Source organism: Aeromonas piscicola, from assembly GCF_000820005.1.
In the GTDB taxonomy this organism is placed as follows: Bacteria; Pseudomonadota; Gammaproteobacteria; order Enterobacterales; family Aeromonadaceae; genus Aeromonas; species Aeromonas piscicola.
The window spans coordinates 1-26,936 of sequence record NZ_CDBL01000012.1 but is presented as its reverse complement, the minus strand read 5'-3'; the positions used below and the strand labels follow the sequence as shown (position 1 = coordinate 26,936).

Annotated in this window: 26 protein-coding genes; 17 read left to right on the top strand and 9 right to left on the bottom strand. The window is 57.1% G+C overall.

All coding sequences use genetic code 11. From position 1 onward, the window contains the following. The 3 genes from BN1128_RS02370 to BN1128_RS02360 all read right to left on the bottom strand — a co-directional run. On the bottom strand, nucleotides 1-228 hold a 228-nt coding region (locus tag BN1128_RS02370), incomplete at its 3' end, for a FeoC-like transcriptional regulator (RefSeq protein WP_042866074.1). After that, nucleotides 225-2,495, bottom strand: coding sequence for a Fe(2+) transporter permease subunit FeoB (gene feoB, locus BN1128_RS02365; protein ID WP_042866072.1), 2,271 nt, complete (start codon nucleotides 2,493-2,495; stop codon nucleotides 225-227). The genes BN1128_RS02370 and feoB, both read right to left, overlap by 4 nt. Beyond that, complete coding sequence (locus BN1128_RS02360; protein WP_042866070.1) at nucleotides 2,492-2,719, bottom strand: FeoA family protein; 228 nt, start codon at nucleotides 2,717-2,719, stop codon at nucleotides 2,492-2,494. Before BN1128_RS02360 ends, feoB begins: the two co-directional genes overlap by 4 nt. A 119-nt stretch (nucleotides 2,720-2,838) precedes the next feature. On the opposite strand from BN1128_RS02360, the gene BN1128_RS02355 reads away from it, so the two are divergent. The 7 genes from BN1128_RS02355 to BN1128_RS02325 all read left to right on the top strand — a co-directional run bounded on the left by BN1128_RS02355 (nucleotide 2,839) and on the right by BN1128_RS02325 (nucleotide 8,375). Beyond that, entirely contained in the window at nucleotides 2,839-3,168 is a 330-nt protein-coding gene (locus tag BN1128_RS02355; protein ID WP_042866069.1) for a translation initiation factor, read from the top strand. Nucleotides 3,169-3,412: 244 nt separating this feature from the next. Then, nucleotides 3,413-3,970, top strand: coding sequence for a TMEM165/GDT1 family protein (locus tag BN1128_RS02350; RefSeq protein ID WP_042866068.1), 558 nt, complete (start codon nucleotides 3,413-3,415; stop codon nucleotides 3,968-3,970). 242 nt (nucleotides 3,971-4,212) lie between these two features. After that, the gene (locus BN1128_RS02345) at nucleotides 4,213-5,151 is read left to right on the top strand and encodes a DUF2157 domain-containing protein (protein ID WP_042866066.1); all 939 of its coding nucleotides are present in this window, start codon (nucleotides 4,213-4,215) and stop codon (nucleotides 5,149-5,151) included. 36 nt (nucleotides 5,152-5,187) lie between these two features. Next, complete coding sequence (locus tag BN1128_RS02340; RefSeq protein ID WP_042866064.1) at nucleotides 5,188-6,195, top strand: DUF4401 domain-containing protein; 1,008 nt, start codon at nucleotides 5,188-5,190, stop codon at nucleotides 6,193-6,195. Then, nucleotides 6,192-6,695 carry a GDYXXLXY domain-containing protein gene (locus BN1128_RS02335; RefSeq protein ID WP_042866062.1) on the top strand — a complete coding sequence of 168 codons (504 nt, stop codon included), beginning with the start codon at nucleotides 6,192-6,194 and terminating at the stop codon, nucleotides 6,693-6,695. Before BN1128_RS02340 ends, BN1128_RS02335 begins: the two co-directional genes overlap by 4 nt. A 73-nt stretch (nucleotides 6,696-6,768) precedes the next feature. Continuing rightward, nucleotides 6,769-7,515, top strand: a complete 747-nt coding sequence (locus tag BN1128_RS02330; protein WP_042866059.1) for a substrate-binding periplasmic protein — start codon at nucleotides 6,769-6,771, stop codon at nucleotides 7,513-7,515. A 113-nt stretch (nucleotides 7,516-7,628) separates the two neighbouring features. After that, complete coding sequence (locus BN1128_RS02325) at nucleotides 7,629-8,375, top strand: substrate-binding periplasmic protein (RefSeq protein WP_042866075.1); 747 nt, start codon at nucleotides 7,629-7,631, stop codon at nucleotides 8,373-8,375. A gap of 487 nt (nucleotides 8,376-8,862) precedes the next feature. Here the strand turns inward: BN1128_RS02325 and BN1128_RS02320 are convergent, their stop codons facing one another. Continuing rightward, entirely contained in the window at nucleotides 8,863-9,207 is a 345-nt protein-coding gene (locus tag BN1128_RS02320) for a hypothetical protein (protein ID WP_244464543.1), read from the bottom strand. Nucleotides 9,208-9,707: 500 nt separating this feature from the next. Between BN1128_RS02320 and BN1128_RS25145 the strand changes: the two genes are divergently transcribed. From BN1128_RS25145 to drt3b, 3 genes are read left to right on the top strand one after another with little or no spacing between them, the layout of a single operon-like run. Continuing rightward, entirely contained in the window at nucleotides 9,708-10,346 is a 639-nt protein-coding gene (locus BN1128_RS25145) for an SLATT domain-containing protein (RefSeq protein WP_156140077.1), read from the top strand. Between the two features lie 31 nt (nucleotides 10,347-10,377). Further along, on the top strand, nucleotides 10,378-11,619 hold the full coding sequence (gene drt3a / locus BN1128_RS24370; protein WP_082030334.1) for an antiviral reverse transcriptase Drt3a: 1,242 nt from the start codon (nucleotides 10,378-10,380) through the stop codon (nucleotides 11,617-11,619). A 1-nt stretch (nucleotide 11,620) separates the two neighbouring features. Continuing rightward, nucleotides 11,621-13,585, top strand: a complete 1,965-nt coding sequence (drt3b, locus tag BN1128_RS02315) for an antiviral reverse transcriptase Drt3b (protein ID WP_042866054.1) — start codon at nucleotides 11,621-11,623, stop codon at nucleotides 13,583-13,585. A gap of 518 nt (nucleotides 13,586-14,103) precedes the next feature. Here the strand turns inward: drt3b and cysS are convergent. Continuing rightward, complete coding sequence (gene cysS / locus BN1128_RS02310; RefSeq protein ID WP_042866053.1) at nucleotides 14,104-15,480, bottom strand: cysteine--tRNA ligase; 1,377 nt, start codon at nucleotides 15,478-15,480, stop codon at nucleotides 14,104-14,106. 226 nt (nucleotides 15,481-15,706) lie between these two features. Here cysS and BN1128_RS02305 point away from each other — a divergent pair, with 226 nt between their 5' ends. Genes BN1128_RS02305 through lpxH form a run of 3 tightly spaced genes read left to right on the top strand, consistent with a single transcriptional unit; the run spans nucleotide 15,707 to nucleotide 17,608 of the window. Next, entirely contained in the window at nucleotides 15,707-16,204 is a 498-nt protein-coding gene (locus tag BN1128_RS02305; RefSeq protein WP_042866052.1) for a peptidylprolyl isomerase, read from the top strand. Continuing rightward, a complete protein-coding gene (locus tag BN1128_RS02300) occupies nucleotides 16,194-16,874 on the top strand; it encodes a DUF4269 domain-containing protein (protein WP_042866049.1) in 681 nt (226 codons plus the stop codon). Before BN1128_RS02305 ends, BN1128_RS02300 begins: the two co-directional genes overlap by 11 nt. After that, complete coding sequence (gene lpxH, locus BN1128_RS02295) at nucleotides 16,871-17,608, top strand: UDP-2,3-diacylglucosamine diphosphatase (RefSeq protein ID WP_042866048.1); 738 nt, start codon at nucleotides 16,871-16,873, stop codon at nucleotides 17,606-17,608. The genes BN1128_RS02300 and lpxH overlap by 4 nt, the downstream gene beginning before the upstream one ends. A 109-nt stretch (nucleotides 17,609-17,717) precedes the next feature. Here the strand turns inward: lpxH and nrfD are convergent, their stop codons facing one another. The 4 genes from nrfD to pdsA form a co-directional block, all read right to left on the bottom strand. Then, a complete protein-coding gene (nrfD, locus tag BN1128_RS02290) occupies nucleotides 17,718-18,671 on the bottom strand; it encodes a cytochrome c nitrite reductase subunit NrfD (RefSeq protein ID WP_042866047.1) in 954 nt (317 codons plus the stop codon). A gap of 45 nt (nucleotides 18,672-18,716) precedes the next feature. Next, on the bottom strand, nucleotides 18,717-19,385 hold the full coding sequence (gene netC / locus BN1128_RS02285; protein WP_042866045.1) for an Nrf-like electron transfer protein NetC: 669 nt from the start codon (nucleotides 19,383-19,385) through the stop codon (nucleotides 18,717-18,719). Next, on the bottom strand, nucleotides 19,382-20,017 hold the full coding sequence (gene netB / locus BN1128_RS02280) for an Nrf-like electron transfer protein NetB (protein WP_042866043.1): 636 nt from the start codon (nucleotides 20,015-20,017) through the stop codon (nucleotides 19,382-19,384). The genes netC and netB overlap by 4 nt, the downstream gene beginning before the upstream one ends. A gap of 161 nt (nucleotides 20,018-20,178) precedes the next feature. Continuing rightward, complete coding sequence (pdsA, locus tag BN1128_RS02275; protein WP_042866042.1) at nucleotides 20,179-20,790, bottom strand: periplasmic diheme shuttle PdsA; 612 nt, start codon at nucleotides 20,788-20,790, stop codon at nucleotides 20,179-20,181. Between the two features lie 247 nt (nucleotides 20,791-21,037). Here pdsA and BN1128_RS02270 point away from each other — a divergent pair, with 247 nt between their 5' ends. The 4 genes from BN1128_RS02270 to BN1128_RS24365 all read left to right on the top strand — a co-directional run bounded on the left by BN1128_RS02270 (nucleotide 21,038) and on the right by BN1128_RS24365 (nucleotide 26,756). Further along, nucleotides 21,038-23,152, top strand: a complete 2,115-nt coding sequence (locus BN1128_RS02270) for an OmcA/MtrC family decaheme c-type cytochrome (protein ID WP_042866041.1) — start codon at nucleotides 21,038-21,040, stop codon at nucleotides 23,150-23,152. A gap of 53 nt (nucleotides 23,153-23,205) precedes the next feature. Continuing rightward, nucleotides 23,206-24,180: a DmsE family decaheme c-type cytochrome gene (locus BN1128_RS02265; RefSeq protein WP_042866040.1), complete on the top strand. Its 975-nt coding sequence runs from the start codon at nucleotides 23,206-23,208 to the stop codon at nucleotides 24,178-24,180. 11 nt (nucleotides 24,181-24,191) lie between these two features. Further along, nucleotides 24,192-26,183: an MtrB/PioB family decaheme-associated outer membrane protein gene (locus BN1128_RS02260; RefSeq protein ID WP_042866038.1), complete on the top strand. Its 1,992-nt coding sequence runs from the start codon at nucleotides 24,192-24,194 to the stop codon at nucleotides 26,181-26,183. Nucleotides 26,184-26,579: 396 nt separating this feature from the next. Further along, on the top strand, nucleotides 26,580-26,756 hold the full coding sequence (locus tag BN1128_RS24365) for a DUF3606 domain-containing protein (RefSeq protein WP_080741165.1): 177 nt from the start codon (nucleotides 26,580-26,582) through the stop codon (nucleotides 26,754-26,756). Nucleotides 26,757-26,936 lie beyond the last annotated feature (180 nt).

Sequence of the window (26,936 nt, the reverse complement as noted above, 5' to 3'; positions counted from 1 at the left end):
CAAGCCTATCTGGCCCGGCTCGCACCACTCGAACATCACCTCCTGGCTCTTGCCGCAGCAGCTGCCGCCGCACACCTGGGTCTCCCGCTTGGCGACCCGGCCCTTGCGCATCCAGACGCCGAGCATGGCCTCCACCGCATCTTCCGAGGTGTGGAAATGGCGCGCCAGATCCCGCCTGCTCACCTTCTGTTGTGCGGCGAGATAGGCGCCGAGCTCCCGCAGGATCACAGGGCCACCACCTTGCGGGCGACTATGTCGCCGTGACGCCGGCCCAGCCACCAGAGCAGCAGCAGGGAGAGGCCATAGCTGCCGATCCAGAGCAGGCTCTGCTCGGGGTGGGCGGCAAAGGTAGCCGCCTGATAGAAGACGGTGGCACACAGGAAGGCCGTGTAGTTGCACCAGGCGGCGGTCAGCAGCGCCCACTGGCGACCTGTTTCCCGTACCAAGGCACCCATGGCGGCGGCGCACGGCATGTAGAGCAGCACGAACAGCAGGTAGGCAAAGGCACCGGCGGCACCGTCGAAGTGGGTCTGCATGTTGCCGTAGGTGGAGACATCTACCTCCTGCGCCTCGGCGGCGGCCTGCTGGTCATCCAGATTGCCGACCTGGATCCCCATGGGATCGGACGGGTCTATGTCGGCCAGGTTGGTGGCAACGGCGGCGATGGCCTCATTGAAGCTGGCAAGCAGGGAGTATTCACTCTCCTCCTCATCCCCGTTGCTGCCGGCGTAGAGGCTGTTGAGGGTACCCACTACCGCCTCCTTGGCGAAGATACCGGTGACGATACCGACCGTGGCCTGCCAGTTGTCATCGCGCACACCTATGGGGTGCAGCACAGGGGTCACGGCCTGGCTGATCTTGCTCAGCACCGAGCTCTCCTGATCCTGGTGGCCGAAGCTGCCATCCGTGCCAAGGGAGTTGAGCACGCTCAGCACGGCGACCACCAGCACTATGGTTTTACCGGCGCCGAACACGAAGGATTTGAGCTTCTGCCAGGTCTTGATCCCCACGTTGATGGGGCGCGGCCACTCGTAATCGGGCATCTCCATCAGCATGGAGTCGCTCTTGCCCGGCAGCAGTGTGCTGCGCAGCAGCAGGCCGGTGAGCACGGCCACCAGAATGCCGATGAGGTAGAGACCGAACACCAGGTTCTGACCCGATTCGGGGAAGAAGGCCACCGCAAACAGGGCGTAGACCGGCAGGCGGGCACCGCACGACATGAAGGGCGCCATGGCCGAGGTCATCAGCCGCTCCCGCTCAGAGTTGAGGGTGCGGGTCGCCATCACCGACGGCACGGTACAGCCAAAGCCCATCAGCATGGGTACGAATGCCTTGCCCGGCAGACCGAGGCGACGCATCAGGGCATCCACCACGAAGGCGGCGCGGGCCAGATAGCCGGAACTCTCCAGCACCGCCAGGAACAGGTAGAGGCAGCCGATCACCGGGATAAAGGTGGCAACGGTCTGCAAGCCGACCCCGAAGCCGTCCGCCAGTATGGCCCCCAGCCAGTCCGGGGCATGGATCAGCCCCAGCAGGTGGTGCACGCCATCCACGAACAGGGCGCCGCCCATGATGTCGAAGAAGTCGATGAAGGCGCTGCCCACCTTGATGGCGAACATGAACATCAGGTACATCACCAGCAGGAAGAAGGGGATGCCGACCCAGCGGTTGAGCAGCACCCGATCCAGCCATTCGCTCTGGGCTATGGTGAGCTTGCCCTTCTGCTGACACGCCTGGCTGGCCCACTGGTGAATGTGGCCATAGCGGATATCCGCCAGCTGCAGATCTATGTCCTGGGCATGATGGGCGCGAGCCACCACGTTGGCAGCGGCGGCCTGCTGGCCGGGCAGCAGGGTCTCCTGCATCACGGCATCCTCTTCCAGCAGGCGCAGGGCGCGGCCACGGGCGGTGAGGTGGTGCGGGGCGAGCAGGGTTTCGAGCTCCGCCAGATCTTTTTCAAGGTCAGTGCCGTAATCGAGCAGCAGCGCGGGCTGGGGCTGGCCGATGAACTGCTGGATCTGGAGCTTGAAGGCGGCGACCTGCTGACGGTTGTGGGCAGACAGGGCCACCACCGGGCAGCCGAGCGCCTTCGCCAGCAGGGCTTCATCTATGACCAGTCGCCGCTTTTGCAATATGTCCATTTTGTTGAGCACCACCACCATGGGCAATCCCAGCTCGCGCAGTTGCAGCGTGAGGTAGAGGGAGCGTTCCAGGTTGGCGGCATCGATGACGTTGAGCAGCAGATCAGGCTGCTGACCCTGGACGAAGCGGCTGGCGATCTGCTCGTCCAGGCTCCCTTCCTGATTGGCCAGGCTATAGATGCCGGGCAGGTCCATCAGCTTGTAGTCGTGCCCCTGGGCGGAGAACTCACCCATTTTCTTGTCGACCGTGACGCCACTCCAGTTGCCCACCTGCTGGCGGGCACCGGTCAGGGCGTTGAAGAGTGAGGTCTTGCCGCTATTGGGGTTGCCGACGGTTACCAGGGAATAATTCATACCGGTTCGACCTCGATTTGCAGGGCAAGGCTTTTTTGCATGGAGAGGCAGATCCCCTGACACTGGATCTGGAGCGGGTCACCCAGCGGTGCCGCGCGCAGGAAGATGACTTCGGTCTGAGGCAGCAAGCCCATCACCATCAGCTTGCGCCGCAGGGGACGGGTCAACTGATTCATGTTCTTGATGCGAGCACTCTGTCCCGGTGACAACTGCGCGAGTACCATGACTGACTCCTGAAGTTAAACAATAATAATTCGCTTTCACTCGGGGCATTATAATCCGTGTTTCCCGCGCTGATTTGAGTAAAATCAAACTCCGCTTAGCTAACTCACAAATAACTGCCATGAGTCACGACAACAACAGCCGCCTGGTTTACAGCACGGATGGCGGCATCATCAAGGAACAGACCCAGTCCCAATCCGCCTCTCCCTTCCCGCAGGATGGTACTGTGCGCATCCGGCGCGAGACCAAGGGGCGCAAGGGCGCCGGCGTCATCAGCATCCACGGCGTCCCGGCCGAACAACAGAAGGCCATCGCCACCCTGCTCAAGAAAAAGTGCGGTACCGGCGGCGGCCTGAAAGAGGGGATCATCGAGATCCAAGGGGATAAACGGGACCTGATCAAGGCCGAACTGGAGAAGGCCGGTTTCAGCGTCAAGCTGGTGGGTGGCTAACCCACTTGTCTGGTGGATGATTTTTCCCTAGAATGCCCGCTCCCATCGAGGGGGAGTAGTCTCGCAGCCGGACCCCAAACCGGTTTGCGACCCTGATCAACATGCTTGGTGCCAACTCACCATGGTCAGGGTGATCCATCTAATCCGTGGATTTGACAAGACCTTTGACGGGCCAGTGCCAATACCGGGGACGGATGGCGCAGGCTTGTCTCAGGTATAACAATTCCGTCCCCCGGTCATTTTTATGGAAGCCTTGTTAACCTCAACCCTGAGCGTGGCTATCGCCGAGATCGGCGACAAGACCCAGCTACTGGCGTTGCTGCTCATCTGCCGTTTTCGCAAGCCCTGGCCCATCATAGCCGGCATGCTGGCGGCGACCCTGCTCAACCATGCCGGCGCCGCCTGGCTTGGCGAGTTCATCAGCCGCTGGCTGGATCCCAAGGTGATGACCTATCTGGTCGCCGGCTCCTTCATTGCCATGGCGGCCTGGATCCTGGTGCCGGACAAGATGGACGATGAGGAGAGCCCGCTCGACAAGTACGGCCCCTTCATGGCCACCTTCGTGCTGTTCTTCATCGCCGAGATAGGCGACAAGACCCAGATCGCCACCGTGCTGCTGGCAGCCAAATATGACTCGCTGGTGCAAGTCATCACAGGCACCACCCTCGGCATGATGCTGGCCAACGTGCCCGTGGTGCTGCTCGGCAAGCTGGGCGCCGACAAGTTGCCGCTCAAGGGGATCCGCATCGCCTGCGCCATCCTGTTTGTCGGCCTCGGGGTCAGCACCCTGATCTTCGCCTGACACCGGCCGGCCCGGAAGGCGGCGAGGCAAGCGTGAGCACTTGCCTACCCCGCCCCGAGCCGGTATCCCTGTCGTGTCACCCCAAACCAGCCCCGCCTCTATTCAAACAGGCGGGGCTTTTTGTTGCCCGTGTGCGGCCGATGCCTGCGCCTCCCCCTGCCGGCTGTCGCATGCCCGCACACGGGGAGTGTCCCGCAGTGCCATGACAGTGGCATAATGCGGCAAACCTCATGGAGCATCCCATGCACTTCACCTCAAGACAGACGCTGCTCGACTGGGTCAGACGCGGACGCCTCGCCCAGGCACAACTGCCCGCCGCCCTCGCCCTGTGCGAGCTGCCACCCGGCCCCGCCCGCTGGCAATGGTTGTTCGATCGCCTGCTGCTCTGGCTCGGCAGCCTCTGCCTGGGCGCCGGTCTGGTGTTCTTCGTCGCCTTCAACTGGCAGGAGCTGGGTCGGATCGAACGCCTCGCCCTGCTGGAGCTGCCCCTGCTCGCCATGCTGGTGCTGCTGTGGCGCAAGCCCCTGGCCGACACGCCCCGCCAGGCGCTGCTGCTGGCCGCCGCGCTCAATATCGGTGCCCTGCTGGCCCTGGTGGGCCAGACCTACCAGACGGGCGCCGACCCCTGGCAGCTGTTCGCCACCTGGGCCCTGATGCTGCTGCCGCTGGCGGCGCTAGGCATGAGCCCCTTGCTGTGGACCCTGAGCTGGCTGCTCGGCCAGCTGGCGCTGGTGCTCTACTGGCGACTCGGGCTGTTCAACTTCTTCTTTGCCTTTGATGAAGAGGGGCTGGGCTGGTGTCTGACCCTGCTCAATGCCGCCCTCTGGGGCCTGCTGTTGCTGGCACCGGCCCGCTGGCGCTTGATGCCAAGCTGGCTGCCGGGTCTGGCCGCTGGCCTCGGCGTCACCCTGCTGGCGTTGCTGGCGCTGTTTGATGCCGCCTCACCCTGGGTCTGGCCCGCCTGGATCGCATGGCTTGGCGCCGCCTATCTGCGCTGGCACCACAGATTTATCGCCGGGCTCGCCATGGGCTGCCTGAGCCTGATTGCCGTGATCCTGGCGGCCCTTGGCAAGTGGATGGATCCCGACGTGGACGGCTTCCTGCTGCTGAGCCTGATTGCCATCGGCCTGTCGGTCGCGGCCAGCCGCTGGCTGCAACAGCAACGGAGGTCCCATGTATAAGCAAGGCATCTGGCAAGCCCGCCACGAGGAGGCAACATGGCTGATCTGACCCCCTGGCAGCGGCTGCAACAGGCAGATCTGGTGGAAGGGGACGTCCCCAATGATACCCAGCCCCACTGGTCGAGCCGCTTCCTGCTCGGCATGGTGGGCTGGATCGCCGCCCTCTTCCTGCTGTTCTTCCTGTTCATGTCGTTCTCGCAGCTCACCCGGGATGCCAACAGCGCCCTGGTGATGGGCAGCGTGCTGATGGCCATCGCCTATGGCCTCAACCGCTTCGCCCAGCGCAGCGATCTGTGGGACCAGTTCGTGCTGGCACTGGCGCTGGCCGCCGATGCCTGGCTGCTCTATGGCCTCATCGATCAGATTGACCCGCACTCGGCGCCGCTCTGGCTGGGGCTGGCACTGCTGTCGCTGGCCATCGCCGCCCTGTTCGAGCACTGGCTGATCCGGCTGTTCCACAGCTTCGCCGCCGCCATACTGCTCGCCCTTGGACTGGCTTGTCTCGGCCTGCAACTGCTGGCCCTGCCGCTGGTGATGGCGGCCGTCACCCTCTGCTGGCTGCAGGCGGAGCGTCAGCCCGTCCACCATCAACTCTACGAATCCCTCACCCTGGGGCTGACGCTCTCCCTGCTGGTGCTGGGGCGCCTGCACCATCCGCTGTGGGACGGGGGCGCCAACATGCTCGACGAGCTGGGCTACTCCCGCCTGCCGCTCTGGCTCAATCCCCTGCTCTGCGCCGCCCTGCTGCTCGGGGTCATGGTCCGGCTCAAGCTGCCACTGCTGTATGGGCTGCCGCTGGTGCTGATCAGCGCCCTCATCCCCGGCATGGGGGCTGGCGCCCTGGTGCTGGTGCTCGGCTTTTACGCCGGAAGCCTGGGGCTGATGACGCTGGCGGGCCTGCTGCTGCTCGGCTTTGGCTCCCTCTATTACTACGATCTGGGGCTGACCCTGATGACCAAATCCTGGCTGCTGCTGGGCTCGGGCGCCCTGCTGCTCGGCACCCGCCAGCTACTGAAAATGCTCAATGGGAGGACACCATCATGAGACGGCTTGGACTCCTGCTGACCGGCCTCGCCATACTGGCGGGCATCAACTTCACCGTCTGGCGTTACGAGCACGCCATCAGCAGCGGCGAGGTGGTGCTGCTCAGGCTGGCGCCGGTCGACCCCCGTTCCCTGATGCAGGGGGATTACATGCGGCTGAACTACGACATTGCCCGCCAGCTCGGCGCCCGTCCCGACAGCGAGCGCACCAATGGTAGCGATACCCTGGTGATCCGCCTCGACGGGCAGCAGGTGGCCAGCTGGGTGGCCGATGGCAAGCCCGCGCAACTGGCGCCGGATGAGCGGCTGTTGCAGGTGCGCCGAAGCGACAACCAGTGGCTGATCGGGCCCGATGCCTTCTTCTTCGAAGAGGGCACGGGGGAGCAGTATGATGCGGCGCGCTACGGCGAGTTTCGGCTGCAAGCGGATGGCAAGGCGCTGCTGGTCGGGCTGCGTGATGAGCAGTTCAAGCTGATGGGAACCAGCAGGGATCGTTGGTAAGTACTGGCAATCTCAGGCTTTTTTACCCACACTTGCACAAGAGGAACGCCGGTTTCACGCCAAGGATGGGCTCATGAGGATAAGGTTGTGCTGTTATCTGCTGCTGATGTCGTGCCTGGGTTCGGCGCAGGCAGATCTCGCCAGGCTGGAGTACCTGACCGAGGAGTACCCCCCCTACAACTTCAGTGATGAGGCCGGTCAGCCCAGCGGGCTGGCAGTCGAGTTGCTGCGGATGGTCTGGCAGCGCAGCGGCACGCCTGCCCAGCCCATCCGTATCCTGCCCTGGGCGCGAGGCTACTACCTGCTGACCCAGAAACCCAATGTGGTGCTCTTCTCCACCGCCCGCACCGACACCCGCGATCCCCTGTTCAAATGGGCCTGCCCCATCGGCTACTCCGAATACATATTGCTGGCCCACAAGCAGCGCCACATCAGCCTGAACGCCCCCGAGCAGATGAACGCCTACCGGATCAGCGCAGTACGGGCCGATGCCTCCGAGCAGTTGCTGCTCAACCGGGGCATGGATGAAACCCGCATCATACCCGCCAACCGGTTGAGCCAGGCCTTGCGGATGCTGGTGTCTGGCCGCGCCGATCTGCTGGCCACCAGCAAGCTGGCGGGCTATGACGCCATCAAGGCGCTGCAGCTCAAGGCCGACGACTTCAATGTGGCCCTGGTGCTGGATGCCGAAGAGCTCTGCTACGCCTTCAGCCGTCAGGTGGATGACGACGTGCTCAAACAGTTCCAGCACGCCCTGACCCAGGCGCTGGCTTCGCCGGAGTTTCAGCGCCTGCGACTCAAATACCTGCCCGCCCCCTGAGCCTAAAGCGGCCTGGATTCGCATCCCCTTGATTTAAGCGCCGATCTGATTGGCGAATTACCATGATTTGGTAACACTTGAGGATGAAGGAACACCCCATCAGGATGGCCAAGATGAAAAAATGGATTGGAATAGCCGCGCTCATGTTTACCGCCATCACCCAGGCCAGCCCTGAACTTGGCAAGCTGCACTACCTTACCGAAGAGTACAAACCCTACAACTTCTCCAACGAAGCCGGCACCCCCACCGGCCTCGCCGTCGAGCTGCTGCATCAGGTGTGGCAGAAAACCAACACCCCGCCCCAGACCATCACCATCATGCCCTGGGCACGGGGCTACTACCTGCTGACCCAGAAACCCAATGTGGTGCTCTTTTCCACCGCCCGCACCGAGGCGCGGGATCCGCTGTTCAAGTGGGCCTGTCCCATCGGCTATGCCGAGATAGTGCTGATGGGGCTGGCCAAGAACCCGCTCCCCCTCACCAAGCTGGAAGATGCCCAGCAGTACAACATAGGGGCGGTGCGCGCCGACGTGGGGGAGCAGCTGCTGCTCAACAACGGTTTTGACGAGCAGAAGATCATGACCGCCAACCGCCTGCCCCAGGCACTCAAGATGCTCACCTCCGGCCGGGTCGACCTCATCTCCACCAACAAGACCACCCTGATGGATCTCATCGCCACCCAGCAGCTGGATCCCGCCCAGTTCAAGGTGGCCTGGATGCTGAGCTCGGAGCAATTCTGCTTCGCCTTCAGTCACCCGGTCAGCGACGAGCTGGTCAAGGAGTTCCAGAACGGCCTGACCCAGGTGCTGGCCAGCAGCGAATTTCAGCAGATCCAGGGCAAGTACTTCCCCGCCCGCTAGGCGAACCCATCACGCGGGGCCCCATGGGCCCCGCGTGATGTCTGGTGTCGCCATGGCATAACGCAAGCCCTTTACCCAGCCCCGCACAACTCGACAGCATTCAGGCAAGCCCCGCCTAACGCCCACCGGCCTTGCTCCTGATGGCTTGCGCCCAGATCTGCATGGCGGGGCGCACCTGCCAAGGTCATGCGGCCCGCCGCTGCCACTCGTCCCCTTCCAAATCGCCACCGAAACCTTGCGCGGGCGCAAAAAACCATTCAATTCTGACACTTGCATCACTAATTCAATGGAATTCCATGGATCGGGCCGAGACGGCTCCGTAAGATAACCACGGTGCCTGTTGGCCCCCTTGTTCCCTCTGATGGTCAACAGCGCATTGTGGTAGCGACAGCCAGGGGCGGTAGCAACTGTCGCGGATAGAAAGGGAGTGTGTGCCTGCAAGCCGCCCCGTTTTGCCCAACGCCCGATACGACTCGGGGCTATCAAGTTATTTGACCCGCATCAGGCGATGACGGATGTCACCCAGCTCGAACTGGATCACCTGAGCGCGCTGCATGGCATCGACCCGCTGCAGCATGTCGGCGTCGTATTGCTTGCGCCGCATCCACTGCATGGGCTCCTCGAAGCTGCCTTCATTGACGATAAAGGTATCCGTGTAGGTGTCGTTCACTATGCTGACCACCCAGATGCGCTGCTGAAACTCCGAGAGTTCGGCAAAGAGCGCGGCCCCGCGGGTCGCGAGCCAGCGCCCTGCCCGAGTGAACCTGTTTTTACTGTCGACGAGCCGGTTTGCCATAACTGATAAGGGTTGGATAAGAAAACGGTTGGACATCCTAGCATCCAGGGGGATGGGGCACCAAGCAACGGGAGGGTCGCCCCCTCCCAGTCGGGCAAGACCTTGGGGGCAATATGCACGTAGGGTGCAATAAGCGGAGCGCATTGCACCGCGGTAACAATCCCCTCGCCCTCTGCGGGTGAGGCGCATGGCGGAATCCGCAAAGCCTGTTTCCGCAATAAAACCTACGTCGAATAGAGGTGCAATTCACTTCGTTCATTGCACCCTACGGCTCCGGGAAAACGGGCTCACCTCGGCGAACAACAGGGGGGCAACCCCAAACCCGCAGCCCCGAGGACAAATGGTGGTTCTTATACAACAAGTGAAATCAGCTTGGTTACATAGGTAAAATACGAACCTGAATAAACTCGAAGGCTGTATAACTTCTATCGGAGAGTAATATTATATTGAAAACCCCAGGCTAAACATTCATCCATAAATACATGTCATTTTCATTGTTGAAAAAAATAATATACTTTTAAAATAGGTCACCAACCATGTCAGACACAATATCAATTCATGCCCAAAAAATGCAAAAACAGCTTAAAACGACTGCATACGCAAGGTTTTTTTCTGCAAGAAGATATGAGAAGTTAAATAACTGCGCCCTATTTTCACTAACATCTTTCTCCCTACTTCTAATTTTTACAACATTACTTCAAAAATACTCAGCCATGCCCGAGCCTGGAAACTCACCGCTTTTCAAAGCAAATATATTAGAGCTCGGACAGTTAATTTCATCGATAATAATCGCTATATTATCAATTACTGTTTCTTTCGGAAACTATGCGACAAAATCAGAAAAAATGAGACAAAGCGCTGAATTAATAAACAATCTATCATCATCAATTGCTGATGACCTCATTTATGGTGAAGCGGATAAAGACAAACTTAAAGAAATAAGAGCCTCTTATAATGAGATAAAACAAAACTCAATGAATCATCTTCATTATGAATATGTATATGGTCGGGCAGAGCGAAAAAAAGAGTCTGGCGAAATTACAAGGATTTGCTCTGAGGTCGATTGTTGTTCTAAAATAAAATACTTCTCTCCATTCATAATATTCTATTCGATCTCTATCGCTTCGACATTCATATTTGTTTTTTCTACCATTCTTTTCTATCAACATCCATAGAACATTTCCATCTAAACGAATGGTTTTCTAAATGCTAAATCAAACTTTTGAATACAAAACACTATTAAGGCTAACTAGAAAGCAGGAGATCATAAAATTTTCTCTAGGACGAGAAAATGCACAGTATGAAGAATCATTAAAATTAATAGCTAAAAATATAAATGCCCCTAGCTTTTCATTTTCAAGTTTGAGTTTCATTTTATACAATGGTAAAACTGTTTTTACAGTAACACGTTCAGAAGAGTATTATGCAATAAAGAAAATTGCACATGATTTAAAAATATTATATAGAGTGAGGTTCAGTGGGAGAGACGAAATCACAGAACAAATAACATCTATCTTTCATGACACCTCAAGTTTTTCAACAATTAAAATAGATATATCATCATTTTTTGAAAGCATTAATTTTAAAGATTTAATCGTTAGGTTAAAAAATGACAACATTCTCTCGTACAAATCAATAAAAATCCTAGAGGATTTAAGTCACTCAACAGCACAAGTTCATACAGGATTACCAAGAGGGCTTGGTATAAGCTCTATACTTTCCGAAATTTACATGGAGGATATTGACCTCGGTATTAAAAAAACAGACGGCACCTATTATTATGCGCGTTACGTCGATGACATTATAATTATCACTCACAGTAAAACTATTTCTTTAGATACATATAAAAATTTAATTGATAAAAACGGCTTATCTTCAAATAAAAAATCTACATCATTCACCATTCCAACAATAGATGATGGGCATCATAACAAATGTTCAAGTCGCTTGGAGTTTCTTGGCTATGAATATAATATATCAAATACTAAAAATACCCTAGGCATGAGAAATGTTCATATCTACTTGTCGAGAAAAAAGATTAATAAAATAAAGTCACGTATCATTCAAGCGATTCAAGACTTTAAGCTATCTGGCGATATAGCCACTTTAGAACTAAGACTTCAATTTCTTTCTAGCAACTATCCAATTGATACATCAACTTCTAGAAGACATTATTTTTCAGATGATGAAATAGATGAATTAAGGGGAGGGATATTCTACAACAACAAATATGTTAATACTCCAGAACGCTTGTTAGAATTGAATGATTTTCTCACACGACTAATGTTCTCTAAAAAAACAAATAGTATTGGCAGAACCATACAATCCATACCGATACAAAAGCGGAGAAGGTTAGCATCAATGGATTTTAAAAACGGATTTATAAAAAAACATTATCACAACTTTGATAAGTCAGAGTTGAATTTAATCTGCAGTTGCTGGAATTAGCATGTCAAAATTTATTACACTAAAGAAGAGTGACTACAATCGAGTTGTTTTAACTGATGTTTTACCATATGAGCTCCCATTCATATTTACAAATGAAGGGTTCTACCATCACATAAAATGCAGGAAAATCAATAAGTTCCTTATAGACCTGATATTTAGCAAAAAAGATAAAAAACCATATGAATATCTAGTGAAAAAAGATAAGGATTCAAATAGACGGTTGTATTTAATTCACCCGCAATCACAAGTAGCATTTGTTGAACTTTACAGAAAATATTCAAATCTAATTTCACATTTGTGCGCTAGAAGTAGTTACTCACTACGGGCTGCAAGCTCAATTGCAAGTGTATATTATGAAAGAGATAACAACTCTAGCTTTTCATCCTATAAGGATGAAGGAGTTGAAGTACATGAAAAATTGCAACCAAAATATGCAAGCTCATTCTTTACATATAAAAAATACAATTTTCTATACAAATTTTATGATAGTTATGAGTTCCATAAGATAGAGAAAGGTTTTCACTCATTATTTAAATTCGATATATCAAAATGCTTTGATTCCATATCTACCGATATGCTGTTAAAAGCACTGAGAACTGAAGATGTATCAAAGATTGCAAGCAATCATTATAACTTTGAAAGCGAATTTATTAATGCCATACAAGATGCAAACTATGGGCGAAAGCATGGTATTGTCATTGGCCCAGAGTTCTCGAGGATTTTTGCAGAGATAATTCTGCAATCTATTGACATAAAAATACACGATCGCCTTCAAAAGAAGGGAATAATATCAGGGAAGGACTACCAACTTCGTAGATATGTTGATGATTATTTTCTTTTCTTCAACTCAACTGTAACTAAAGATGAAATATTCAATATAGTAAAAGATGAGTTATCAGAATTCAAACTATACTGTAACGAATCAAAGTCACATATTATTTCCGCCCCATTAATAACACCTGTCACATCAGCAAAAATCGAAATACAAAGTGAGCTAGCGTCACTTTTTGAATTAATTGAAATACAAAAAGAGGCCTCTAGTGAGATAGAAGATGATGATGTGCCTGCCCACACCATCAGTTTTATAAAAACATTAAAAAAATTTGACTTGATTGCTAATAGGCACATTCGAAATATTAAGTGTATAGTAAAAAATGCTGCTGTTGACTACAGCAGCATCACTGGTTATTTTTTTACTCTAATTAAAATAAAACTAGTGGATATAAAAAATAAAACAAACAATGTGTCTTTAGATGAAACTAAAGAATCCCTCTGTAGATTCCTATTAATTGTTCTTGAGCTTTCCTTCTTTATTTATGCAATGGATATGCGTGTCAGAAGTACTTTTTTGATTAGTCAAATCATGCTTGTTATACATGATATATCAACCTCTCACTTCACCGGTGAGCAGATTGAACGAATTTCAAAAAAAATTAATGATGAAGCAAGGTCAACAATCAATTATTTTTTGAAAAACAGACCTGCGTTTAATCTAGAGATCTTGAATCTCATTATTGCATTAAAACACATAGATCCCCATGGATTTATACTTAAACATTGCTTTGACGACCTAATTGGTCTATCAGATAACCTATCAAATAACAAAGCCAGTTATTTTGAATTGATGATTGGCTTATATTATGTAAATAACAACAAAGAATATGCGCCATCGAAAAGAAAAATAAAGAAAGCTATATTAGCCTTATTGGAAAATGGTGACATATCTACAGAATCAGAAACAGCACATCTATTTTTAGATTCTATCGCCTGCCCCTATCTAACGAATAAATTTAAAGATACTCTTATAAAAACTGTTTGTTTAAAACATAACTATTTCACCGTAGACAGGACAGCATTGCTGAACGACATAAGTTCTCATAACTGGTTTATTGATTGGGAAGATAGTCCAAGGATTATAGAGCGATTACTACACAAAAAAGAGTTGCGCACTCCCTATGGGAATTGATATTATCCACAAGACACCTGAATACTAGCCAACAAGGCTATGCTACCACACACGATTTTTGCTGGTGTCAGAACGGCGCATTGCGCCGTTTTTTTTTCACCAAAATCATATTGAAAGTACAACTCAATTTTTAAGCCAATTGTTCGCATCACAGGACAATAGCTACTTTCCGCTTCATATAACCAATCAGATGGTATGGCACCAGTTAATTTCCTTTCTACTGCCCGTTACGGTGAACGGTTACAAGAGTACATGCCTATATTTTAAAGCCAACTCCTTGCACTACTTGTTGGCACTTGCGACGGAATAGACCGCAGTCAGGCTGCCAGATCATAACGATTAGGCCCCCCCTCACCCTAGCCCTAGCCCTGGCCCTCTCCCGCAAGGGGAGAGGGGTTCAGAGCGCAGGCAACCGAGGCTTAAGAGGTGTCGAGGGAAAAGGCATAAACAAAAACCGCAGCCTAGGGCTGCGGTTTTTTTATTGAGTCAACCTGTTGGCACCAACAGGGCCACCGGCCTTAGGCACGGCGCCAGCTGGTTTTGCCGGCGCTGTCTTCCAGCACGATACCCATCTCGGTAAGACGGTTGCGGGCGGCATCGGCGGCGGCCCAGTTCTTGTCGGCGCGGGCCTGGTTGCGCTGGGCGATCAGTTGCTCGATCTCGGCTACTTCGTCATCGGCCTCATTGCCCTTGAGGAAAGCGTCCGGATCCTGTTGCAGGATACCGAGCACGGCGCCCAGTTCGCGCAGACGGGCACCCAGACCTGCGGCCACGCTCATGTCTTCCGCTTTCTGGCGATTGATCTCGCGCACCAGATCGAACAGGGCCGAGTAGGCTTCCGGGGTGTTGAAGTCATCGTCCATGGCATCAACAAAGCGGGCCACCTGCTCGTCACCACCGGCGGCGGCAGCCACCGGCAGGTCGCGCAGGGCGGTGTACATGCGCTCCAGCGCGGCGCGGGCTTGCTTCAAGTTATCTTCCGAGTAGTTGAGCTGGCTGCGGTAGTGGCCGGACATCAGGAAGTAACGCACGCTCTCGGCATCGTAGTGAGCCAGGACGTCGCGGATGGTGAAGAAGTTGCCAAGGGATTTGGACATCTTCTCTTTATCCACCATCACCATGCCGCTGTGCATCCAGGTGTTGACGTAGTCGCCACCGTGGGCGCAGCAGGACTGGGCAATTTCGTTCTCGTGGTGCGGGAACTGCAGATCCGAGCCGCCGCCATGGATGTCGAAGTGGTTGCCAAGGTGCTTGGAGTTCATGGCGGAGCACTCTATGTGCCAGCCAGGACGGCCCGGGCCCCAGGGGCTTTCCCAGGTCGGCTCGCCGGGCTTGGACATCTTCCACAGCACGAAGTCCAGCGGGTTGCGCTTGGCATCCACCACGCCGACCCGGGCACCGGCTTGCAGCTGCTCCAGATCCTGGCCCGAGAGCTTGCCGTAGTCGGCGTAGGAGTCGACGATGAACATGACGTCACCGTTGTCGGCCACGTAGGCGTGATCCTGCGCGATCAGGCTCTCAACCAGCTCGATGATCTCTTCGATGTGCTGGGTGGCGCGGGGCTCGACATCCGGGCGCACCATGCCGAGGGCATCAAAATCCTGGTGCATGTCGCCGATCAGGCGCTCGGTCAGATCGTCACAGGTGACGCCGGTCTCGGCGGCGCGCTTGATGATCTTGTCATCCACGTCGGTGACGTTGCGCACATAGTTGAGCTGATAACCGCAGTAACGCAGGTAACGGGCCACCACGTCGAAGGCGACGAAGGTGCGACCGTGGCCGATATGACAGTGATCGTAGATAGTGACGCCACACACATACATGCCCACCTTGCCCGGGTGGATAGGTTTGAATTCTTCTTTTTGACGAGTGAGTGTGTTGTATATCTTCAGCATCTTATGACCACTGCCTGTGAGTAAAATGGCCTGCCATTCTACCCGCATCCGGTAGAGAAAACGAGGCAGAAAACAGGGCGGATCCGGCCTCACAGCCATGTCAGCGCTATGCCAGACGACCACTATGGGCTAGAATTGCCACCACTTTATGCCATAGCCCATGCAACAAGCTGCGAGCCGCTTATCTGCCCGCGCAACTTTTGCCCAAAGAATGAAAGGACATATCATGGTTACTCTGCACACCAATCACGGCGACATCACTCTGACCCTGAACGCGGAAAAAGCCCCGGAAACCGTGGCCAACTTCCTGCAATACTGCCGTGACGGTCACTACGACAACACCATCTTCCACCGCGTCATCGACGGCTTCATGATCCAGGGCGGCGGCTATGCCCCTGGCTTTGAAGAGAAAGAGACCCGCGCCTCCATCAAGAACGAAGCGGCCAACGGTCTGTCCAACAAGATTGGTACCGTCGCCATGGCCCGCACCATGGAGCCGCACTCTGCCAGCGCCCAGTTCTTCATCAACGTGAACAACAACGACTTCCTCGATTTCAAATCCGCCACCACCCAGGGCTTCGGCTACTGCGTATTCGGTGAAGTGACCGCTGGCATGGACGTGGTCAACAAGATCAAGGGCGTCAAGACCGGCAACGCCGGCCGCATGCACCAGGATGTACCGGTAGAGGACGTGGTGATCACCAAGGTGACCCTTGCTGACTGATCTCTGCCTTCTGCGAGATGAACTGACTGCGGCCCCGGCCGCAGTTTTTCCATCTGCACTTGCCACGGGCCCGAACTGGCGCCGCCTCGACTATCTGGCCCACGGCAATGGGCGCCAGCGCGCGGCCCACGCCCTGCTCACCGGCACGCCCCTGTGGCGCGAGTTGCAAAGCCAGTGTCTGGATGTGGCGCTGGTGAGCACCCTGGCCATCGGGCTCGACCGGCCCGGCAGCGATCTCGACATCCTCTGCCAGCATGCAACGCCCGCCATATTGGCCGCCCAATTTGCCGAACTGGGCTGGCAACGCCGCGCCCTGGGCAGCGACATCTGGCTGCTGGAGCAGACCCTGACCGACGCCGATGGCCGCAGCTGGCCCATCGAGCTCTATGTCACCCCGGCGCGGGTCGAGACCCTCAACGGCTGGCGCCACCTCAGCCTGATGGCCGCCCTGATCGAGCACTTTGGTCACCCCTTTTACCGCACCCTGCTCGCCCTGCGCCTGCAGCAAGGGCTGAAGGGAGAAGCGGCCATCTGCCGCCTGCTGAAATTGTCCGGCGATCCCTATCAGGCGCTGTTGACCCTGGAAGGCCGCAACCTTGACCAGTTTGACTGGCACCCTCACCCTATGACCCATACAGCCATAATCGGGGCACCTCGCACGCCATCATGAGCACCCTCTTTATCAGTGACATTCACCTGTGCAGCGATCGGCCCGACATGACGGCCGCGCTGGTGCACTTTCTGGAGCACGACGCACCCGGTGCCGACGCCCTCTATGTGTTGGGAGATCTGTTTGAATTCTGGATTGGTGACGACGATCCCAATCCGCTCCACCAGCAGATCGCAGAGGCCTTTGCGGCCCTGAGCCAGCAGGGGGTGCCCCTCTATTTCATTCACGGCAACCGTGACTTTATGTTGGGCCAGCAGTTTGCCAAGCGAGCTGGCATGACCCTGCTCGGCGACCCTTGTGTCATCGAGCTCTATGGGGAGCGGGTGCTGCTGAGCCACGGCGATCTGCTCTGCACCCGGGATGAGGGATATCAGAAGTATCGCCGCATCACCCAGTTCAAGTGGCTGCGCTGGCTGTTCTTGCGGTTGCCGCTGAGCCGCCGTCAGGCCATCGCCCACAAGATCCGTGGCCAAAGCCGGATGGAGAAAACCGTCAAACGCCAGACCATCATGGATGTCACCCCGGCCGCCGTCGACGAGATGCTGCGCCAGCACGGCTGCCGAACCATGATCCACGGCCACACCCACAGGCCCGCCATCCACGACTTCACGCTCGACGGTCAACCCGCCCGCCGCATCGTGCTGGGGGACTGGTTCGAGCAGGGATCCGTGCTGGTGTGCCGCCCCGGCGAGCAACGCCTCGAAGTGCGGGCCCTGCAAGGGGCTGATGCCTGAGCGACCGTTGGCGAACAACAGCGGCAAACGACCATGAAAAAGGCGGGATCATCCCGCCTTTTTGCTTTTTCTCTGCGGCCAGCCAAGCGCCTTTCAAACGCCGTGCACGTTACATCACCGTCATCTGACCGGCATAGAGGATGAAGTAACGCAGCAGCAATATACCCACCAGACTCAGGCTGCAGACCAGCGCCAACCGGGCAGGCTGGTGTGCCTGCGCCTTGTCGCCAAGCAACCCCAGCGACTGGGGCAGCACTATGCCAAGGCCTATCACCCCGAACCAGAACACCTGGGACCAGAAACCGCCGCCAAGCGCCGCCCACATGGCCGCCTCTCGCTGACCGCCACCGAAGTAGAGGCCGGTGAAGAAGCAAACCAGCAGGAAGATCTCAATGGCGACGATGGGCCGCTCGAACCTGTGCACCCAGCTCACCCCCTGGCTGTGGCCATCCTCCCGAAACAGGGTCACCGCCAGCAAGATGGTGGAGGCCACCCCAGAGCTGATGCCGGACACCAGAAACAGTGCGGGCAGCACGGGGTTGTTGAGCATGGGATAGGTCTTGAGGGCGGAGAGCAGAAAGCCGGTGTAGGCCCCGAGCAATACCGCCAGCAGCAACAGCAAGGGGCCGAGCAGCCGTTCGAGCTGCGCAATCTTGCCAATCAGGGTGTCGACAAAGGCGAACTTGTCCGCCAGCCACTGCCGACGCAGCGCCGCGATCTCGGCTCTGAACACCACCGCCAGCCAGGCGAACAGCACCGCCATGTAGATCTGGAACAGCATGACCCCCATCGACATCACTGAGTCGAACTGGTAGTGGAACATCAGCTTCCAGAAGGTCCAGGGCCGGGCCAGGTGGAAGATAAGGATCAGGAGCCCCAGGATCACCGAGAGCGGCGCCAGTATGGCGGTGGCTCTGATGATGCCGCTCTCGCTGCCAACGCCTTGACGCCGCAGCAGCACCGACAAGGTGGTCGACCCCGCCGAGATGCCGAGCAGGAACAGGTAGACGGCGATGGGACCGTCCCACACCAGGGAGTCGAAGTGGAATGCGTCATGCCACATGGTGCCGACCTCCCATCAGACAAAGACCATCAGGCCGATGTGCGCTCATGATGCCACCTCCCCTTTCGGCACCCGGTACATCTTGGGCGAGGTGCCGAGGAACCGTTTGTAGCGATAAGTGGTCTCCTGCACCAACCGCCTGGCGATGGGGCTTTGGGGATCGTCCAGATTGCCGAACACCAGCGCCTTGGTGGGGCATGACTCCACGCAGGCGGGTTGCTTGCCATTGGCCAGATTGGTCTTGCGGCAAAAATCGCACTTGTCGGCAATGCGGGTCACCGGGTTGATGAAACGCACCTGATAGGGGCAGGCCGCGAGGCAATAGCGACAGCCGACACAGAGATCGGGATTGATGTCGACTATGCCATCCTCGGCCCGGATGTGGGAGGCGCCGGTCGGACAGACATGTACGCAGGGGGCATTGTCACAGTGCTGGCAGGATTTGCGAAAGAAACGGTACGCCTGATCCGGATACTCCCCCACCGGGCCGCTGCGCAGGATCTGCAGCCGGGCGACCCCTGCTGGCACCTGATTGACCTCGCGGCAAGCATCCATGCAGGCGGTGCAGCCGATGCAGGCCGTCTCGTCGTGGATCATGCCGTAGCGTACGCCCTCTATGGTCATGCTGTTGGCAAGGGCACGGGGCGAACCTGTCATCAGGATCAAGGCGCCGGCACTCATCCCTACCATGAATTCGCGACGGGTCGTGCTCATGCGCCCTCCTTGACAGCGGCTTGCTGCTTGGCCTCATGCTGCTTGCTGTGGCAGTCGACGCACAGCTTGATGCGGGACTTCTCGGGGATGCCGACCATGGGCTCCTTGGCCGGGTGCAACTGGTGGCAACTGGTACAAGTCACCCGGGTGGCGTGCACGTCGTGAGCCCACAGCGCCTTGCGCAGATCGTCAGGTTCGTGGCAACTCATGCAGACACCGTTTTGCTGGCTGAGGGGAAACGCCTCGTCGCCAAAGCGCATCACATCGACCATGCCGCCGCGCTGTTTGCGGTGATCGGCCGACGCATTGCCGTGACAGTTGGTGCAGGTGACCGCTTCATTGGTGTTGGGGTTGGTGACGCTGCCGTGCTTGCCGTGCATCCCCTCCTCCCCGTCATGACACTTGTCACACTTGGCAAAACGGGCAGCTGCTTTCCTGGCGGCGGCCTTTTTCTTCTCCGCCTTGGCCTGACGTTCGGCCAGCGTCGGCTGATCGGCCGGCGCGGCCTGAGTATTGGTGGCCTGTGTGTTGGTGGTCGGGGTGTCGGTCGCCGGGGCCACCTCGGCCCTGGCAAACTGGGTGGTGCCCAGGCAGAGGCAGCCGAGCAGCAGCCACTTGATGACATCTTTCATAGGAAACTCCGGATCAGGGACACCCGGCGGGTGTCATCTCCCCCAATGCGCAAAAAAGGAGCTGATAACAGCTCCTTTGACGGTCATGACCGGGTAGCAGGAGCACGCCCCGCCGGCGTATGGCAGGGTGGCTGCGTCAATGGGAGTGGGTGCAGCGACGGTTACTGCTGGCTCGCGTAGTACTCGGCCAGGGCCTTGAGGTCCGCATCGCTCATGGCGATGATGGCCTTGTTCATCTTCTCGTCGTTGCTGCGCTTGCCGGCCTTGAACTCCTGCAGTGAGGTCAGCAGGTAGCCCTTGGGCTGACCGGAGAGGATGGAGGCTTCATCTTCCACCACTGAGCCCCCTTCCGAGTGGCACTTCTTGCAGCCGGACTCTTCGTGCAGCTTCTGCCCGGCCTTGGCCAGCGCCGCATCGAACGGCTGCTTCATCGGCTGGTAGGGCAGCTCGGCATAGTGGGCAGCCAGCTCGTCGATCTGCTCGTCGCTAAGGCCCTTAACTATGTCGGTCATGTTCCCCTGTTTGCTGGTGTCACCGGTGACATGATTAACGGTCTTGGCAGGGCGCCCATCCAGATAAGTGCGCAGCTGCTCACTGATGTTGGCCTCTGCCAGTCCGGCGATGGTCGGGATGTCGTTATGGGTGCTGATGCCCTGACTTCCATGACATGAATTACATGTCTCCACCAAGGAATCCATGCTGGCATGTGCGGTGCCAATGGAGCCCAACAGTAACGACAATCCCAGCATTTCCAGTTTCATACTGCGTTTCATTTCTCATCCCTCGTGCAGAAAAGACTTAAAAATCTCAATCGAAACAGACATTTTTTTCTCTCAGCTTACTTTGAGATCCGTTTTTGAGACTTCGGTCAACGCCGGTTAATATATAAACCTTACAATTAAGATGGAAATTATTTATACCGTATTAAGTCCTCGTTTGACCCTTAAGTAGTATGTTTTTGGGAATTTTTTGACTTGGCTCATACATGGAACAATAAGTCCGATAAAAAAGGATAAAACAATGAAATACTGGAAAGTATTGGTGGCTGCAGCAATGGTGTTCGCCCTGTCGTCCTGTGATGGCGGTGGCGACGGAAACGACAAGACAGATCCACCGCCCCCCCCGCCCGGTACCCCGGACTCGCTGATCATCTCGGCATCCACCCCCCAGTTAAACGAGAGCGGCCAACTCTCGGTGCAGTTCAGCGTCACCGACAAGCAAGGCAAGGGCTATGCGCTGGGAACCACACTCCCCTCCTTCACCCTGGCCAAGGTGATCCCCGGCCGTAACGCCGCGCGGCAAGACCCTGTCGTCTGGAAGAGCTTCATCTACAGCACCAAGAACAACCGGCCAACCGGTGAAAACAGCGGCAAGCTGGAACCCCTTGGCAATGGCCAGTACCGCTACACCTTCTCCTTCAATGCCACCACGGTGCGCGACCCTTATCCGAGCGATTCGCTGGACAACAACGGCTTGATCCGCTGGGATGAGGCTGCGACTCACCGCCTCGGTATCTACTTCGGTGGCAGCAATGACATTCCGGTCACCGACTATGTGCTGGACTGGGTGCCCGCCGGCACGGCGCCACTGCTGACCCGCGACATCCTGGAGCAGCAAAGCTGCGACAGCTGCCACATGAAGCAGCCGATCCACCACGGCAACCGCGCCGATCCCAAGCTCTGCGTCACCTGCCACAACGAGAGCGTGCCCGGCAGCGGGCGCGGCGACTTGACGACCCTGGTGCACAAGCTGCACGGCAATCTGGACCCGACCGCCACCAAGCTGGTGAGCCACTTCCCGCAGGATCCGCGCAACTGTGACACCTGCCACAAGGACGTTACCCCGACCACGCCGAACGCCAACAACTGGCAACACGCCCAGGAGAAACCCTGCGGCGCCTGCCATGCGGACTCCACCACGGCGACCGGTTTCGTCAGCCACATCAACGGCAAGATCAACAGCGGCACCCTCTGTACCCAGTGCCATGCGGAAGAGCCGGGCAATACCAAGTCCCCCAGCAGCGTGCACATGGGCTATCTCGCCAATGAAGCCGCCGGGCGCGACAAGCTGGTGTTCAAGTTTGACGACGTGCGCTATGCCGCGCCCAACATCGAGGTCGAACTGACAGTGACTGCCGATGGCAGCCCGGTCGAGACCATGGACGGCGTGCTCAAATACATCAAGTACGGCGATCTGGCCAAGGCCCCCTATATCCTGGTCAACTGGGATCAGGGCAATGGCTATGAGCTGGCTTACACCAACCCGCAAACCTTCGCCGCCGGCAACAAGATTGACTTCACCAAGTGCGAAAGCCAGGGTGGCGGCAGCTTCCTGTGCCGCAAAGAGGTAGGCAACGAGGTCACCGGCACCCTGGCGGCCACGGTCGCCGAGTTGCAGGTCTGCGTGGCCCGCAAGGCGGATCGCAACGGCGCCTTTGCCGCCGGGGATCTGCTCCCCTGCAGCAGCACCGCCAGCGCCCTCTCCTACGTGGCCATCAATCCGGCCAAGGCCTACTTCCGGGTCGAGGGCGGAGTCGACAGCAGCTATGTGCTGAAGGCGGGCGCGGATCTGACCTCCTGCAACGGTTGTCACAAGGATCTGGCCATCCACACCGAGGGGAACGCGGGCTCGGCCCACGCCTCCAAGGACTTTGCCCAGTGCACCAGCTGTCACAACGCCACCCGCAGTTCCTTCTACGCGGGCGTGCCGGGCGACCTCAAGTACCACGTGCACTCCTTCCACGCCTACGGTTCCCACCGCAGCGGGGATGCCACCTTCCCGGGCAAGCTGAACAACTGCGAGTCCTGCCACACCAAGGCGCAATACAACCTGCCCAACCAGCAGAACGAGCGCCCCTCTCTGGTGAGCACCACGGCAGACAACAAGCAGCCCAAGTTCTTCAGCCCGACCCTGGTGGTTTGTGCCAGCTGCCACCTCAAGTCGCCGCTGGGTCTGGTCAAGCCGGACAGCCCGGTCGCCGGGGACGAGTGGGCAACCCATATGAAGAACAACGGCGCCATCTTTGGTGCAGAAACGATAGAGGCCGCCACCGGGGTTGAACAGTGCGCGTCTTGCCATGCCGTCGGGCAGGAGCAGGGCGTCGACAAGGTTCACAAGGTGTATGACTTCCGTTGAGACCACCAGGCCAGGGGACTTGCCCCTGGCCCTTTGCCGTTGAAGGACACGATATGAAAATAACCACCCCGCAGTGGCTCCTGGCGGGTTTGCTGGCACTCAGTTGCCTGCCTGTCTGGGCCAAGAGTGATGCCCGGCCGGCGGCGGCCGATGCCGATCCCCGCCTGCAGGTCGAGGCCACCCTAGACCAGAAATTCGATCAGGGAAAATACTCCCCCAAGGGCGCCGATACCTGCCTCAAGTGTCACGATGCCGACTCGCGCAAGCCCGCCACCGGCATTTTCCACAATGTGCACGGCAATCTTGGCAACCAGAATGGCCCCATGGCGGACAAGCAGTGCGAAGCCTGCCACGGCCCCGCCGGCAACCACCCGCGCAACCCCCGCAAGGGCCAGCAGCGGGAACCCATGATCACCTTCGGCCCCGATTCGCCGGTACCGGTGGAGAAGCAGAACAGCGTCTGCCTCTCCTGCCACACCGATGCCAAGCGGATGGGCTGGCATGCCAGCGCCCACGCGGTAGAGGATCTCTCCTGCACCAGTTGCCACAGCCTGCACCAGGCCAAGGATCCTGTGATGGACAGCAAGCAGCAGGTCGAGACCTGTACCAGCTGCCACGCCCAGCAGAAGGCCGATCTGCACAAGCGCACCAGCCACCCCATCCTCAATGGCGAACTGCCCTGCTCCAGCTGCCACAACCCGCACCAGTCGCAGAACGAGGCCAGCCTGAAGCAGCCCAGCCTCAACGAGAGCTGCTACGAGTGCCATGCCGAGAAACGGGGCCCCTTCCTGTGGGAACACGAACCGGTGACCGAGGATTGCTCCCTCTGCCACAGCCCGCACGGTTCCATCAACCAGGCGCTGCTCAACAAGCGGGTACCGCAACTGTGTCAGGAGTGCCACAGCGTGCCCCATGCCAACGTCTCCATCCCCGAGGGGGATCTCAAGGTGCGTGGCGGCAGTTGCCTGAATTGTCATAACCAGATCCACGGGACCAACCACCCCAATGGTCAATCCCTGCAACGCTGAGGAGAGAAGTCATGAAATATTCAACACTTTGGCTCTCCCTGCTGGCGGTCTGTTCGGCCCAGGCGGCCGAACAGCCGCTGGCGGTCGGGGACTATTCCCTGCAGCAGGCCAAACCGGCCAAGACAGAGCGCTGGAGTTGCAAGTCATGCGAGGGCGACAGCGGCTGGTTTGGCGAGGTGGGGCTGGGGGCCGGCTATGCCAACGATGACGGCGCCACCCGCTTTCGCAACTGGGTGCCCAGCCAGCAGGACAGCGGCATGCTCGGCATCTTCAACGCCGATCTGCAATACCGGGGGGAAGGCTCCCGCTACGGCTCCCTCGAAGCGAAAAACCTCGGCATGGAGCGCTTCAGCCTGGCGCTGGAGCAGGGCCACTATGATGGCGTTCGCGCCAAGATGGGCTACTCGGAGTCCCCCTTCTACTGGAATTCCCATGGCCGCAGCGTCTATCAACCGGGAGAGAGCCCGCTGACCCAGGGCCAGCTGGCCGAATTTGACAAGGAGGTGGTGCGCAAGAAGCTGACCGCCGGGCTCGCCTATACGCCGAAGAGCCCGTGGCGCCCCTATGCCGATTTTTCTCACGAGAAAAAAGAGGCCACCCTCGCCTACTACCAGCCGACCGTGCCCGGGGTCGGCGGCGTACCTGGCCTCTTGCCCAAGCCCGTCGACGGCACCTCGACCACCCTGGTCAAGAGCGGCGTCAGTTATCTGGGCAAGGGCTGGCTGGTCGATCTCGCCTACAACGGCTCTCTCTACCGCACCGATGATACGGCCCTCTATTACGGCAGCGTCACCGACCCTTACGCCAATGAACGCGCCTATGAGCCGGACAACAACTTCCACCAGCTGAGCCTCTCCGGCCAGTACAACTGGGACAGGCAGAGCCTGACCGGCCGCGTCCTCAGCAGCCAGGCCAGCTCCAACGGTAGCCTGACCGCCTTTCGCAATGCCCCCGTCGCCCAGGATGACTTCCACGGCGAGGTAAGCACTTTCCAGGCTGACGCCAAGTGGGTGGGCCGCTTTGGCCGGGATCTCACCCTGCGGGCCGGTGGGGAATATCGGGATCGCAAGGACAAGTCGGACGAATACGCAGTGGTCGGCAAGCAGCGCAGCAAGAGTGATCGCACCCGCAGCAAGGCGGATCTGGAGGCCGACTACCGGCTCAGTCGCTCCGTCAAGCTCACCACCGGCTACCAGTACAAGGCCGATCAGCGGGAACAGGCCGATCGGCGCGACACCGACGAACACACCCTGTTTCTCAAGGGGCGCTATCGCCCGGTCGGAGCCTTGCAACTGGGCGGCAAGCTCGCCTGGAGCACCCGCAACGGCTCTGACTGGCGCCATGACAGCGACGGTGGCAACGGTAGCCCGACCCTGCGCCAGTTCTACCTGGCCGATCGGGACCGGGTGGAGCTCAGAACCGATCTCGGCTACCAGTTCAGCGAGGGGCTGGATGCAAGCCTGGAAGGCTGGTGGGCCAAGGATGATTACAAGGAGCCGGACATAGGGCGCAGCGAGGGCAAGGACTATGGCCTCGATCTCACCCTCAACCAGCAGTTTGACGACAACCTGAGCGGACATCTGTTCAGCAACCTGCAGTGGATAAGCTCAGCCCAGAACCACGCCTACACAGGCGCACCGGACTGGGATCCCTACAGCACGGCGGTGCGCGACGAGATCACCACCCTGGGGCTGGGACTGACCCAGAAGAAGGCGTTTGACCGGGATCTGGAGCTGGGATTCGACTACAGCTTCGCCTTTGGTCGCGGCAAGACGGACGCCAGCAAGGGCTATGACTACCCCGACCTCACCAGCAAGCAGCACCGGCTGGAAGGCTATGCCCTCTATCAGCTCACCAAGCAGCACTCGCTGCGCTGGGACGTGCGCTACGAATACTTCCAGGATGTGGATTACCTCTACACAGGCGAAGAGCCCAACCTCGGCAACCTGAATCAGGACTACAACGGCTACTTCACCGCCGTCTCCTGGCTCTACAAGTTCTGACCGCTGGCAGAGCAAACCAAAGGGGAGCCTGGCTCCCCTTTTTTCTTGCTTGATGAAGGGGCCCATACTCACCGCCCCGGCCTGAGGCTCGCTGATCTGGCCATGGAGCTTGCGGGCTCAAGCCTACCGTGACCATCAAGATGCTTGGGGTATTCAGGATGCTCGGAATACTCGGAATGGATGACCCCGCCACGCACCTGATACGGCAACCTCTTTGCACACAATGCGCATCATCCGGGCACCACGTCCAATAGCTCGGGTAATAAGGGGGGCGTTGTTTTACCCGTTACCTGCGTTGTGTGAGCCCCATCACCACGCCCACGACTGATATAGAGGAACATGAGCACCGAGTCGGGACAGCTGTCTCGCCAACCATTTCAATAAGTTGAGGTTCCTATGCCTGACAATAACACCATCGCACATCCCCTCGATGCCAAGAGCATCAACGTCAACGACCCCTATGAGATGAAGCTGTGGATCAAGACTTTCGAGTGCACCGAAGTACAGCTGAAAAGAGCGGTGAAAGCCGTCGGCACCTCCGGCAAGGCCATCAGAAAGCACCTCAAGAAATAGATTTCCGGGCAAACATCATCTGACTACAAGCCTCACCCATGGGGCTTTTTCATCCACACATCCCACTGCATAAGATGGTGCACGACCTCACCAATCAGGGCTACACCAACCGTGTACAACTCGAAGTTAAGCTGGAAGAGCTACCGGAATAAATCTGTGTGGATCAAATGTGGACACTGG